The organism is Proteiniclasticum sp., from assembly GCF_032054185.1.
In the GTDB taxonomy this organism is placed as follows: Bacteria; Bacillota; Clostridia; order Clostridiales; family Clostridiaceae; genus Proteiniclasticum.
This window is the reverse complement of the sequence record NZ_DAMBTF010000002.1, coordinates 95,754-108,603: the sequence shown is the minus strand read 5'-3', so window position 1 is coordinate 108,603 and position 12,850 is coordinate 95,754. Positions and strand designations below refer to the sequence as shown.

The window sequence follows — 12,850 nt, the reverse complement described above, 5'->3', positions numbered from 1 at the left end:
TTTTTCGTTAAATCTCTGTTCATAATTGAAAACGTGGGATGAGAATTACTCTCTTTATACAATAGTATCATAAAGACGACGTAAGTGAAGATGATTATAGTTGCCTTGGGACTTGCAAATATTGCTCATTATGGATAATATGAAATCAGGAAGTATTGGAGGAAAATACATGAGCAAGCGGACAGACAACTATTCAACCCGGCAGCATATGTTCAGTCAGGATTATGAACTGTTTTATTATAAACATATGCAGTTTAAAAGCGTTTCGCTTCATCACCATGATTTTTTCGAGGTCTATTTCTTCGTCAAAGGTGAAGTGAAGTATCAGCTCGAGGGCAGGAACTATCACCTCTCGCCTGGCGATATCCTTCTTGTTAACCATAAGGAGCTCCACCAGGTGCTCATCGAAAACCCGGACGATTTTTATGAGCGGTATGTTCTGTGGCTGAGCAAGGATTATCTGAAATCCCTATCCAGCAGCACGACAGATCTTACAAAGTGTTTTCTTGACCGTCATAAGAAAACGCTTATAAGGACCACCATGGAAAACCAGCAGCTTATAAGAGGAATCCTTGATAGACTCCACGCCCATGAGGCTCGTGAAGGCTTCGGTTCAGATCTTCTGCCGAAAGCGCTGCTTACGGAGCTCATGGTAGAGCTCAACAGGATGAGTTTCGAGGAAAGCCATCATGAACCTCAGGTGAAGAAAAATCAGCTCATTGATTCTGTGATCAGCTACATCAACGACAATCTGGAAGAAGAGATCAATATGGATCAGCTGGCTTCGGCTTTCTTCATCAGTAAATATCATCTGTCGAGAGAATTCAAAAAGTACACAGGCACAACGCTTTACAGATACGTGGTCCAGAAGAGACTGATCAGAGCGAAGGGGCTGATTCTGGAAGGCCACCCCATAACCTCCGTCTATGAAGAATGCGGTTTTGGGGACTATTCAAACTTTTTCAGAGCATTCAAGAACGAGTATGGTCTGACGCCAAAGGAATTTCTCGGTGTGATGGAAGAAAGAAAGTCCGTCGACGGGAAAAAACCGGTGGAAATTGGTGTGAATCCGTAAATTCAAGGTGTATGGTTTTTCCATACACTTTTTCTATCTAATAATATTTTTTAGTGCTTCATACTATAGACAAGGTTTTTTCATATTTATCGAGTAAGATAAGAAGAAAAGTGTACTATTCTAAATCGGGTTCCCTTATTTAGCACAGTAACTAAGGAGATTCTGCCATGCGGGAGAGAATGAGTTTAAATGATGAGTGGTCGTTTTATCCGGACATCAGCGATTATCTGTCCATCAAGAACAGACTGAATGAGCTGGAAAAAGAGATTGTGGATATTCCCCACACTGTAAAGATGCTGCCTTACAATTATTTCAATGAAGAAGAATATCAGTTCAAAAGCCTCTACAGAAAAGAGGTTTTTATTGACGAGCGTCATATCGATCAGGCGATCTTCCTTCAGTTTGAAGGCGTTGCCAACATGGCCATCGTTTATGTCAACGGTGTTGAAAGCTTCTACAGTGAAAGTCCGTTTCTCCCTTTCTGCAAGGAGATTTCCAAGGAGCTTCGCTTCGGACAGATGAATACCATCGATGTGGTTGTGGATTCAAGAGAAATCGAATGGATTCCGCCTTTTGGAGGCGTTGTGGATTTTCTCACCTATGGAGGGATCTATCGTGAGGTCAGTCTCTCCATCCGCAGCCGATATTTCATTCAGAATATCTTTGCGTTTTCTTCTGATGTACTGAAGGAAGAAAAGAGTCTTACTGTACAGACAGTTTTATCTGCGGACCATGGTGGCAGCATCATTTATAAACTGTATGAGGGAACAGACTGGGATAATCTGGAAAAACCCATGTTTTCCAGCATAAGAAATGTGGAAGACAAAAGAATCAGAAATACGCTGAAAGTCTCTGGAGTCAAGCTCTGGGACATCTACACCCCGAATCTCTATACACTGGAAGTGGTTCTTGTGGATAGAAAAGGAAATGCTGTGGATCGAAAACTTGAAACCATAGGTTTTCGCGAGGCGAAATTCACCGTAGACGGTTTTTATCTTAATGGAAATAAGATTAAGCTTGTCGGGCTCAACCGCCATCAGTGTTATCCCTATGCAGGTTATGCCATGCCTAAATCCATGCAGATCCTGGATGCGGATATCCTGAAAAACGAGCTTGGGGTGAATATTGTGCGGACTTCACATTATCCGCAGTCGAAGCATTTTCTAAGGCGATGTGATGAGATCGGTCTTTTGGTGTTTGAGGAAATCCCCGGATGGCAGCACATCGGAGATGAGCATTTCAAGGAAAACAGCAAGGACAATCTCAAGAAGATGCTGAAAAGAGACCGCAACCATCCTTCCATCGTGATCTGGGGCGTAAGAATCAACGAATCACAGGATGATCATGTCTTCTATACAGAAATGAACAAGATCTCCCATATCTATGATGAATCAAGGCAGACAGGTGGGGTCAGAAACTTCGCGGGAAGTGAGTTTCTTGAAGATGTCTATACGTATAATGATTTTATCCATAAAGGAGACAATGAAGCCCTCTCTCTCTCCAGTCATATCCTGACCAGAAAAGCCCCGTATCTCGTCACTGAGTTCAACGGCCATATGTTTCCTACAAAGAGCACGGATCCGGAAAGCCGAAGAACGGAGCATGCTATGCGTCATGCAAGGGTTCTTGGACATATGATGAAAGACAGTAAAATCTCAGGCGCCATCGGATGGTGCATGGCAGACTATAATACCCACGGTGATTTCGGAAGCGGCGACAGAATCTGCTACCATGGGGTTCTTGACATGTTCCGTCAGAGGAAACCCGCGTCCTATGTCTACAGCAGTCAGAAGGAGGATGAGCCGGTTCTTCATGTTTCCTCTGCCATGAATATAGGAGATCATTCGGGAGGGAATCTCGGGAAGATCTTCGCCTTCACCAACTGTGATTATGTGGAGGTCTACAAGGACGATAAGTTCGTGAGAAGATTTATGAAAGACATGAAGCAGGGGCTTAAGCATCCGCCGATTGCTCTGCACGATCTCATCGGAGATCTTCTGATTACTGAGGAAGGGTTTTCAAAGACCGATTCCAGAAAAACAAAGACGGTCATCCGATCTGCTTCAGAGTATGGCCTGAATCTGCCTCTTGCCCATAAGATCACCATGGGGATCATTCTTATGAAGTACAAGATGAAAATGAGCGATGCCATTGCACTTTTCAGCAGATACTATGCAGGATGGGGAGAGGACCAGTCCGTTTACACCTTCAAAGGATACAGTAAGGACAAGGAGGTCATATCGGTCACAAGGGGAGGAAGCCGAAGAAAAGTGCTTAGTATTCTTCCATCAAAGACACAGCTGGACATAGAGGAAACGTATGATGTGGCAATGGTCTCGATTCATGCCAGGGACGAGCATGGTCAGGTTCTTGTCTACTCTAATGAAGTGATCCATCTGGTGGTTGAAGGAGATGTGTCTATAATCGGACCTGAGGTATTCCCGCTTAGGGGAGGTCAGAGCGCATTTTATGTCAGAAGCGGCAGGACAGCCGGGGAAGCGAAAGTGAGAATCATCAGTGAGACCATGGGAGAACAGGAGATTGCACTGGATATCCGGGACAAAAGATGTCCCAGGTTGTAGAAATTCATCTCATCACAAAGGAGTGGATGATTTTGAACGGAAAAGAAAGAGCGGCAAAAAGATCATGTGAATATGTTGAGCCCGGGATGTCTGTAGGTCTTGGTACCGGATCGACAGCAGAGTTTATGATCAGGTTTCTTTCAGAGAGAGAAAAGGAAGAACACCTCGGAGTGACCTGTGTCGCCACATCCAGAAGAAGCGAGGAGCTGGCAGTAAATCTGGGGCTGAAGGTTGTCGGGTTTCATGAAGTGGATAAGCTTGATCTTACCATTGACGGCGCTGACGAAATAGATTACAGTCTATGCGGAATCAAGGGTGGAGGAGGATCACTTCTTTATGAAAAACTTGTTGCAAGTGCCTCAAAGAAAGTGATCTGGATTGCGGATGAGACGAAGATGGTGGACAGAATCGGAAAATTTCCGCTGCCCATCGAGATTGTACCTTTCTACCATGACAAGCTCTTTCAGAAGCTGATAAACGAAGGCTATAAGCCGACCTACCGGATGGATGGAGACAGAATCTTTACAACAGATGGGGGAAACCACATTTTCGATCTTCACCTGGATGAAATATCAGACCCTTTAGCCCTTCACGAGAAATTAAAGCTCATGACTGGTGTGATTGAAACGGGACTGTTTCTGGATCTGACGGATATGGTCATAGTGGGCGGAGAGAATCAGGAACGTGTGATAGAAAAAAGATAGAAGGCTCTAAAACGGAAATGAAAAAGAAGGAAGAAAGCGGATTTTTATTTACCGCTCTCTTCCTTCTGCTTTTAAGCTCTGTCGAAACAGATTACAGACAGAATCTTCTTATGGCTTTACCCACACCTGCATGATTGTTGGTGTCTGTTATGTATTCTGCGGCTTCTTTCACTTCTTCGGAAGCATTGCCCATCGCTATCCCAAGTCCAGCATAGCGGATCATGGACAGATCGTTTTCCTGGTCTCCGATGGCCATGACTTCCTCCTTGGAAATGCCCAGTTTCCTGATGAGAGATTCAATTCCGTAAGCTTTGCTTACATCCTTTCTGAAAATCTCGATATTTTCAGGGGATGAATGGACGACGGTCAAGGTTTCGTGGTTCCTGAATTCTTCCTTTAAAGCATCAAGAGAAACATAGTTTCCCCTGGAGAACACGATGGCCTTCAGAAACTCGTTCTCTCTATTAAAAAACTCCTCTTCGAGGTCTTCATTCACGACAATTTCAATGCGCATATCTTCAGGAAGTCTGGTGTTTGCGGCAAGATATCCGTTCCCGTCACCGATGTCTCCATTGCAGATGAGTGAATTCCAGGTATTGTAGTGGGCGAACAGGCCTGACTTTTCAATCTTGTCCTTGATGAACAGAATATCTTTATGGGAAAGTGTCTGGTGGTTGAGCACTTCGTTCTGATATTTGACGAAAGCGCCGTTTGAAGCGATGGTCAGGGAATCGATCCCCAGCATACCACCGTAAAGATGACCATAATGATACATCCTGCCTGTGGTGATGGCCACGAGGATTCCCTTTGCTGCTGCTTCCTGAATGGCAGTTATGTTTTCTGTAGGGATCACTTTCTGATCGTTATATAGGGTTCCGTCGACATCTATGCAGATGAGTTTATATGGATTATTCATGGTTAATCTCCTGTTGTTTTTGAACTCATTATAGCCGAAAATACCTAATGTGTGAGGAATTTTCATCAGATACAAAAGATTGATATAATATTAGCAAAAAATAGTAATCAAAATAATGAATTTAATAAAAGAGCACGGTATTTTGTCATCTGTTTGTAATATTTATACAATCGTGAAAAATTAGTTGATAATGTAATCATATACATACTATAATTTAGTTGTAATCCTTAAATTCTGAATTTTCAAAACGAATTTGAAGGACAGTAAAGAATAAGACGAATCAAGGAGGTTTTCATGAACATTACAGATGTAAGAATCAGAAAAATCGCAACCGATGGGAAAATGAAAGCTATCGTATCGGTCACCTTTGACAATGAATTTGTTGTCCATGACATCAAAATCATAGAGGGGCAGAACGGACTGTTCATTGCCATGCCATCAAGAAAAACCCCTGATGGAGAGTTTAAGGATATAGCTCATCCCATCAACACACAGACAAGAGAGCTTCTTCAGAACTCCATTCTGGAAGAGTATGAAAAAGTAAGAGCAGAAGATGAACAGCCAATCGTTTCAGAACCTATCGCAATAGAATAGGGTGAGAAAAATAGCCTCTCGATAAAGAGGTTATTTTTTCGCGTATTATTAATTTCTAAAGGAATGGATGCAGATACCTCACTTTTGTCATTGAAAGCTGCAGTTTTGATTTTTTAGTGCATTTATTCCCATGAGAATGCAATAAGACCTGCAATCGGTTGAAATAAAGATGAACCTAAACTATAATTAAATAGAAAATCAAAGGCTTTTGGCAATTACCTGCCGAAAGCTCATTGTCATGTCGGTGAATTTAAATAGAGGTGAAGTATGGGTAAATATGCATTAATCCTCGCCGCTGGAGAAGGGAAGAGAATGAAGTCCGAGACTTCCAAGGTCCTTCATAAGGTCTGTGGCAAGGAAATGGTCAATCACGTTATTGACATCATGAGAAAGGCCTGTTTTGAAGACGTCAATGTCATCGTCGGCAAGGGCAAAGACCAGGTTATGGCAAAGACTTCAAGTAGAGATGTCAGTTTCTCTGTTCAGGAAGAACAGCTGGGAACAGGACATGCCGTTCTCTGTGCAAAAGACTTTCTTCAAGGGAAGAAAGGTACTGTAGCGATTTTTACAGGTGATGCTCCGCTGATCAGAGAAGAAACCGTAAAGGATATGCTGAAAAGTCATGAAGAAGGCGGATACAGCGCAACTCTCCTTACCTCAGTCATAGATGATCCTTCAGGATATGGCAGAGTGAAGAGAGATGGAGATGATGTGGAAAAGATCATCGAACACAAAGACTGTTCTGAGGAAGAACTGCTTCTTCAGGAAATCAATGCAGGAATGTACATGTTTGATGCTGAGGAACTTCTAAAAGCTCTTCTGCTTCTGAAAAATGACAATGCACAGGGAGAATACTACCTCACCGATGTGATTGAGATCATGAAAAACAGTGATCTTAAAATCGGAGCAAGCATTACAGAGTTTGACGAAACAAGAGGCGTCAATTCCAGATCTCAGCTGGCTGAGGCAGAGGTGATCTTAAGAAAAAGGATCAATCTCTTCCATATGGAAAACGGCGTGACGCTGATCGATCCGAATTCCACATACATCGGAGCAGACGTTGCGATCGAAAATGATACCATCATCTATCCGAACAATCTGATTGAAGGAAACACAAAGATCGGAAAGGGTGTAACGCTTTATCCCAATTCAAGAATCCTTGATTCTGAAATCGGTGATGATGTGACCATAACATCTTCCGTCATCCTGTCTTCCAGAATCGGAAGAAACACAAGCGTCGGACCTTTCGCATACATCAGACCGGATTCTGTGATCGGTGAAGATGTCAAGATCGGAGACTTTGTGGAAATCAAGAAGTCCACCATCGGAAATGGAACAAAAATTTCTCATCTGACTTATATTGGAGATGCAGAAGTCGGTTCTAAAGTCAATTTCGGATGCGGAACAGTTGTTGTGAATTATGATGGAAAGAGCAAATTCAAGACTGTTGTTGGAGATAACGCATTTATCGGATGCAATACCAATCTTGTTGCTCCTGTAACCGTACATGAAGGTGCGTTTACTGCTGCAGGCTCAACCATCACTGAGGATGTTCCTGCCGAGAGTCTTGGTATCGCAAGAGCGAAACAGGTCAATAAAGACGGTTGGGTAAGAAAAAGAAAAGATAGCGGAAAGTATTAGGAGGACGAAAGGTAATGATTAAGTCATACAGCAACTACAAGATTTTTGCAGGGAATTCCCATCCGGAACTTGCAAAGCAGATCGCAGATATCCTGGGCGTTAAGCTGGGGGACAATAAAGTAGGTACATTCTCAGATGGAGAAATATTTGTTGAAACCAACGAGACAGTCAGAGGCTGTGATGTATTCATCGTCCAGTCAACCAATCACCCTGTAAATGACAATCTTATGGAGCTTCTCATCATGATCGACGCTTTCAAGAGAGCTTCAGCAGGCAGAATCAACGCAGTAATTCCTTATTATGGATATGCACGTCAGGACAGAAAAGTAAGATCCAGAGATCCGATCACAGCTAAGCTTGTGGCAGATCTTCTGACGAAAGCCGGAGCAGACAGAGTGCTGACCATGGACCTCCATGCAGCTCAGATTCAGGGTTACTTCAATATTCCTCTGGATCATCTCCTGGGTATGCCGATCATCGCCGACTATTTCATCAAGAAGGGCTTCATGGAAAATCCTGAGGTCGTCATCGTCTCTCCAGATCTTGGTTCCGTAACAAGAACAAGAAAGCTTGCAGAAAGACTTCATGCACCTATGGCCATCATAGACAAGAGAAGACCGAAAGCAAATGTATCTGAAATCATGAACATCATCGGAGACATCAAGGGCAAGACCTGTATCCTTGTTGACGATATGATCGATACAGCAGGAACCATCTCAAATGCTGCCAATGCACTCATGGATCTTGGTGCAGTTGAAGTATATGCGGCATGCACGCACGGTGTACTTTCGGGACCTGCCATCGACAGAATCAACAGCAGTGTCATAAAAGAGCTCGTCATGCTGGATACCATAGCATGGCCTGATCGTGATGATATGGAGAAGTTCACATCTCTTTCTGTTGCGCCTCTCTTTGCAGAAGCGATCAAGAGAATCACAGAAGATGTGCCTCTGTCCAAGCTTTTTGACTAAAATATAGAAGACAGCTTTAAGGCTGCAGACTCTGAAATGCTGATTTCAGAACCTGCAGCCTTTTTATGTCCGATATTATTTTCTGCCTACAGTCTCTGCTTTCTTGCTGCAAATGAAGCTGCAGCAAAGAAGAAGAGTCCGAATGCACCTACGATGATCATATACTGATAGACTGTCGACAGTGGATCGCCGGATAGCCCGCTGAGGGAGGAGATGATGTTGTTTGCGGTGACATACCAGTAGGTGGGGGTCACTTTTGCAAGGGCCAGAACATTCTCGCCAAGAAACTCCTGGGGAACAAATACTCCGCTGATAAAGGAGGGTCCAAGGGCGATGACGTTGCTCACAGCACTGATGGAATTTCTGCTTTTAAGGAATGTGCCCACAAGGAAACTCATACCCATGGCTGTGAATGCGAATACCAGTGAGTTGAGAAGATGAAGAATCATTTTCCGATCAAGCACCGCGCTTCTGTTTATGAGGAAGAACGCAAAGCTCAGCACTGCCCAGGTGAACAGGGTGAATACGCCAAGGGCAAGATATTTCTGGAAGTTTATGCTCCTCCTTGTCAGAGGTGAAACTTCGGTTCTTCTGAAAAGATCAAGATCTTTCCAGACCAGCATGATGATGCTGGTTCCGAGTACCAGGATGGACACCATGGAGTAGGAGAGGTAGTTGAAATAGAACTTGGAATAGCTGTCTCCTTCGGGCATTCCGTAGGATTTGACCTCTACAGGCGTCTTCTTTGACAGGGCGTTATCCGTTTTTTCTACAAGCACTTCCTGAGTGATGTCCTTCTGAACGGAAAGATAGGATCTTGCCGTATTGAAGTAGGTGTCTATAGACAGCTCCGTATAGGTGTTTGTAATGTTGTCTGGAATGGTCTGTTTAATGAGTTTTACCTCTTCACCTTTCATGAAACGGTCTGTGAAGCCTTCAGGAATTCTGATCACATAGGTCACCATGCGGAAATAGAGTGCATCGCTTATGATGTCCTCCTGATCTTCCACCTCAACGATGTTAGACGTTTCTTTGAGGTTTTCAATGAATCCCCGTACAAGTGGTGTATCCTCTTCCTGAAATATGGCTACATTCGTCTTTACCGTATCAAATGAGGTGTATTCATCCTCCTGCTGGTTGGACTGAGACGCAAATAGAAGGGATAGGCCCAGAAAGATACCGACATAGATGAGAATACTGGGATAATTGCGTTTGAGTATTTTCATGCTCACTTTAAAGACTTGCATATTTTCGCCTCCTTAAGACCATATAGGTTGCCATGCTGAATACGAAGGTCATAATCATAAGGATGACAATATTTGTAGACCAGCGCTCAAGGGTCTCAAAATAGTAGAGGGAATAGAACGAATCTGTGATGAGGCTCACAGGATTGATATAGCTTAAGAACGGAAGATTGTTGTGGATGATGTATTTCATCTGAGCATACATCATTCCTGACAGAAAAGAGCCTACCATGGTTACAGACACGATGAGGGCTACCTTCAGGTTCTCTCCTTTTCTGATCAGGGCACTGATGAAGGAACCGAAAGACATTCCCGTAGCTGTCGCCACAAAAGTTGTCAGAATAAGCAGGAGGACTCTTTCTCCGAATTCTATGCCCAATGCGAATCTGAGAAAAAGGAGTACCAGGCTCATATTGACCATGAGCACAAGATAAGATGCTGCGGAGCTTGCCAGAAAGGCTTTCATTTTATGGACAGGAGCCAGGTTCAGCCGGGCAGCCCGGTCTGAGATATTCGCCTGGATATCCGTAACCTCTTCAGTGCCGAAAAAAGCGCCATACATGCAGGCCATAGCAATGAGAGAATAAAAGTAGTTCAGCATCTGATTGGGTGGTGCAGTCTCTCTTTCCATTTCTTCTGTGTAGACCCGAGGATCTGAAATTGAGGCAATGAGCGGCTCCATCTGCGTAGGATCTGTAGAGACCACATCTTCGATGACCGCAAAGGTCTGATTGAGGTTATTAAGGAAAAGCCTTAGGATGTTCTGAGGCAGTCCGGAACTCTTGACGTGAAGCTCCAGCATATCGCCTGCCGTGATGTAGCCGCTGATCATACCGTCTTCAAGAAGTTTTTCCGCTTCTTCAAGGGTTGTCTCCTGAAGATTCAGGAGTCTGTCTTCTCCTTCTGAAACATCTGCGAGGATATCTTCGAAGATGACTCTGTTTCTGTAATTGTCATTCTGTACCACAGCGGTATCGATGGGGTCGAACCCTTCACTGGAATCCAGATTCTGAAAAGCCAGATTGAAAAATATTGAAAGGATAATGGGGAAAGCCAATGTCCAGAAAATCATTTCTCTGGTTCTGACAAGTTTTTTCAGTCTGTATCTGAAAATGTGATAAAACATTCCACTCACCTCAATCCCTTAATTCTTTTCCTGTGATTTCCAGGAAAACGTCATTGAGGGTAGGCATTTCCGAGTAGATGTTTGTATAGCTGATTTTTTCATGATTCAGGAAGGCGAGGGTTTTTTCAAGGATTCCGTTTTCTTCATTGGAATGAATGGTGATCTGCCTGCCGTTTTTCAGAACCGAAGAAAATTCCTTATAGGCGCCAAGACTTGCCACCTGATCATCCGTGATGTCAGGTGCGTCGAATGATATTTTCGTGCCGAGATGAATCATGGCTTTAAGCTCTTCCTTGGTCCCAGTAGCAATGGCCTTTCCTTTGTCGATGATCATGATTCTTGAACAGATGGTCTCAACCTCTTCCATATAGTGGGAAGTGTATATGATTGTGGAGCCTTTTCTGTTGAGTTCCTGAATACCCTCAAGAATCTTGTTTCTGCTCTGAGGATCGACGGCGACAGTCGGCTCATCAAGAAAGATCAGCTTTGGCTTATGTGCGATACCGCAGGCGATGTTCAGTCTTCTGAGGAGTCCACCTGACAGCTTCTTCGGCACAAACTTTCTGAACTCGTCAAGGCCCGTGAAAGCGATGGCCTCATCCACGAGCTGCTTTCTCAACTTCTTATCGGGTACATAAAGCCCGCAGAAGTAATCTACATTTTCCTGGACAGTCAGTTCCTGAAACACAGCGACGTTCTGCATGACAACACCGATGTCCTTTTTCAGTTCGTAGGACTCAGGGGTCATTTCTTTGCCGAATATGGAGATTTCTCCCGCATCATAGCTGAGTAGGGACAGGATGCAGTTAATGGCGGTTGTCTTGCCTGAACCGTTTGGTCCCAGCAGCCCGAAAATCTCACCTTCTTGTACCTCAAGGCTCAGATCATTCAGTGCCAGGAGTTTTCCGTAGCTTTTCCTGAGATTGTTCACTTGGATTATCATTTTGTGTCTCCTTTTCGATTGATAGGAATTTATCATTTATTATATCCTATAATCGCAATAGACAGATTAAAATCATATTAAATCCTCAGAATTATTTGGAAATGTCACCCTAATTCATAAACCGTTCAGTTCTTGGTGAATTTTTTCCATACAACCGGTAAAACCTGTCTATATTTGACCGGTATTTTGAGTGACTATAATTTTGAATAGATTATAATAAGTATAATCCGTTAATAATCATTGGAATGGGATGAATTAATTGTTAAGTCTATGACTTTTCAGATAAAATCAGATATCATTAAATTAACATTATCCGATTTGGATAACCATCAGAAGAAAGGGGACTTAAAAATGGAAGGTAAAATTGGGAAAATTCTCGTAGTAGACGATGATGAAAACATAAGCGAAGTGCTTAAAATGTATCTGCAGAGCTCAGGTTATGACATAAGGGTTGCTGCAGATGGAAAGGTTGCTCAGGAAGTTTTCGTGGATTACAAACCTGACCTGGTACTGCTTGATATCATGCTGCCCTATGTGGACGGTGTAGATGTACTGAAGTGGATCAGAAAAGATTATGAGACTCCTGTAATCATGCTTACAGCTAAGGGTGATACCTTCGACAAGGTATTAGGACTTGAGCTTGGTGCGGATGACTACATGGTCAAACCTTTTGAACCGAAAGAAGTCGTTGCCCGCGTGAAGGCAGTCATGAGAAGATTCAATACTGACGGCGGCGGAAAAGAAGTTCTGAATTTCCCTGAACTGAACGTTGATGTCAATTCATACAATGTTGTTTATAAGGGACAGGATGTCAAGATGCCTCCTAAAGAGTTTGAACTGCTGTACCATCTGGCTTCAAACAAGAACAGAGTATTCACAAGAGAACAGCTTCTGTGTGAAGTCTGGGGTTATGACTATCCTGGAGACTCGAGAACTGTCGATGTGCATATCAAGAGATTAAGAGAAAAACTCCACGGTGGACCGAACTGGCAGCTTGAAACCGTATGGGGAGTAGGCTACAAGTTTGAAGTTAAATAAGTAGGTGTATAAAACA

General features: G+C 43.3%; 11 protein-coding genes. 7 read left to right on the top strand and 4 right to left on the bottom strand.

Going from position 1 to position 12,850, the window contains the following annotated elements; genetic code table 11:
- The first annotated feature begins 169 nt into the window (after positions 1-169).
- From RTX25_RS01525 to rpiA, 3 genes are all read left to right on the top strand, one after another.
- On the top strand, positions 170-1,075 hold the full coding sequence (locus RTX25_RS01525; RefSeq protein WP_312649658.1) for an AraC family transcriptional regulator: 906 nt from the start codon (positions 170-172) through the stop codon (positions 1,073-1,075).
- A gap of 167 nt (positions 1,076-1,242) precedes the next feature.
- Positions 1,243-3,657 (top strand): glycoside hydrolase family 2 TIM barrel-domain containing protein, encoded by a 2,415-nt coding sequence (locus RTX25_RS01520; protein ID WP_312649656.1) that lies wholly within the window; start codon positions 1,243-1,245, stop codon positions 3,655-3,657.
- A 32-nt stretch (positions 3,658-3,689) separates the two neighbouring features.
- Positions 3,690-4,361, top strand: coding sequence for a ribose-5-phosphate isomerase RpiA (gene rpiA / locus RTX25_RS01515; RefSeq protein ID WP_312649654.1), 672 nt, complete (start codon positions 3,690-3,692; stop codon positions 4,359-4,361).
- A 91-nt stretch (positions 4,362-4,452) separates the two neighbouring features.
- On the opposite strand, the gene RTX25_RS01510 is transcribed toward rpiA, so the two are convergent.
- Complete coding sequence (locus RTX25_RS01510; RefSeq protein ID WP_312649652.1) at positions 4,453-5,277, bottom strand: Cof-type HAD-IIB family hydrolase; 825 nt, start codon at positions 5,275-5,277, stop codon at positions 4,453-4,455.
- A 294-nt stretch (positions 5,278-5,571) separates the two neighbouring features.
- Here RTX25_RS01510 and spoVG point away from each other — a divergent pair, with 294 nt between their 5' ends.
- The 3 genes from spoVG (at position 5,572) to RTX25_RS01495 (ending at position 8,483) form a co-directional block, all read left to right on the top strand.
- Positions 5,572-5,871 carry a septation regulator SpoVG gene (gene spoVG, locus RTX25_RS01505; protein WP_312649650.1) on the top strand — a complete coding sequence of 100 codons (300 nt, stop codon included), beginning with the start codon at positions 5,572-5,574 and terminating at the stop codon, positions 5,869-5,871.
- 267 nt (positions 5,872-6,138) lie between these two features.
- Positions 6,139-7,512 carry a bifunctional UDP-N-acetylglucosamine diphosphorylase/glucosamine-1-phosphate N-acetyltransferase GlmU gene (gene glmU, locus RTX25_RS01500; RefSeq protein WP_312649649.1) on the top strand — a complete coding sequence of 458 codons (1,374 nt, stop codon included), beginning with the start codon at positions 6,139-6,141 and terminating at the stop codon, positions 7,510-7,512.
- A 14-nt stretch (positions 7,513-7,526) separates the two neighbouring features.
- A complete protein-coding gene (locus tag RTX25_RS01495) occupies positions 7,527-8,483 on the top strand; it encodes a ribose-phosphate diphosphokinase (protein ID WP_312649647.1) in 957 nt (318 codons plus the stop codon).
- Positions 8,484-8,569: 86 nt separating this feature from the next.
- Here the strand turns inward: RTX25_RS01495 and RTX25_RS01490 are convergent, their stop codons facing one another.
- Genes RTX25_RS01490 through RTX25_RS01480 form a run of 3 tightly spaced genes read right to left on the bottom strand, consistent with a single transcriptional unit; the run spans position 8,570 to position 11,796 of the window.
- Positions 8,570-9,730 (bottom strand): ABC transporter permease, encoded by a 1,161-nt coding sequence (locus tag RTX25_RS01490; RefSeq protein ID WP_312649646.1) that lies wholly within the window; start codon positions 9,728-9,730, stop codon positions 8,570-8,572.
- A complete protein-coding gene (locus RTX25_RS01485) occupies positions 9,717-10,853 on the bottom strand; it encodes an ABC transporter permease (protein ID WP_312649644.1) in 1,137 nt (378 codons plus the stop codon). Before RTX25_RS01485 ends, RTX25_RS01490 begins: the two co-directional genes overlap by 14 nt.
- Positions 10,854-10,863: 10 nt before the next feature.
- Positions 10,864-11,796, bottom strand: coding sequence for an ABC transporter ATP-binding protein (locus tag RTX25_RS01480; RefSeq protein ID WP_312649642.1), 933 nt, complete (start codon positions 11,794-11,796; stop codon positions 10,864-10,866).
- Positions 11,797-12,147: 351 nt separating this feature from the next.
- Here RTX25_RS01480 and RTX25_RS01475 point away from each other — a divergent pair, with 351 nt between their 5' ends.
- Complete coding sequence (locus tag RTX25_RS01475; protein ID WP_312649640.1) at positions 12,148-12,834, top strand: response regulator transcription factor; 687 nt, start codon at positions 12,148-12,150, stop codon at positions 12,832-12,834.
- Positions 12,835-12,850: the final 16 nt, after the last annotated feature.

Coding starts and splice junctions, on each gene's coding strand:
- RTX25_RS01525 (WP_312649658.1), top strand. CDS start 170: ATGAGCAAGCGGACAGACAACTATTCAACCCGGCAGCATATGTTCAGT.
- RTX25_RS01520 (WP_312649656.1), top strand. CDS start 1,243: ATGCGGGAGAGAATGAGTTTAAATGATGAGTGGTCGTTTTATCCGGAC.
- RTX25_RS01510 (WP_312649652.1), bottom strand. CDS start 5,277: ATGAATAATCCATATAAACTCATCTGCATAGATGTCGACGGAACCCTA.
- spoVG (WP_312649650.1), top strand. CDS start 5,572: ATGAACATTACAGATGTAAGAATCAGAAAAATCGCAACCGATGGGAAA.
- glmU (WP_312649649.1), top strand. CDS start 6,139: ATGGGTAAATATGCATTAATCCTCGCCGCTGGAGAAGGGAAGAGAATG.
- RTX25_RS01495 (WP_312649647.1), top strand. CDS start 7,527: ATGATTAAGTCATACAGCAACTACAAGATTTTTGCAGGGAATTCCCAT.
- RTX25_RS01490 (WP_312649646.1), bottom strand. CDS start 9,730: ATGCAAGTCTTTAAAGTGAGCATGAAAATACTCAAACGCAATTATCCC.
- RTX25_RS01485 (WP_312649644.1), bottom strand. CDS start 10,853: ATGTTTTATCACATTTTCAGATACAGACTGAAAAAACTTGTCAGAACC.
- RTX25_RS01480 (WP_312649642.1), bottom strand. CDS start 11,796: ATGATAATCCAAGTGAACAATCTCAGGAAAAGCTACGGAAAACTCCTG.
- RTX25_RS01475 (WP_312649640.1), top strand. CDS start 12,148: ATGGAAGGTAAAATTGGGAAAATTCTCGTAGTAGACGATGATGAAAAC.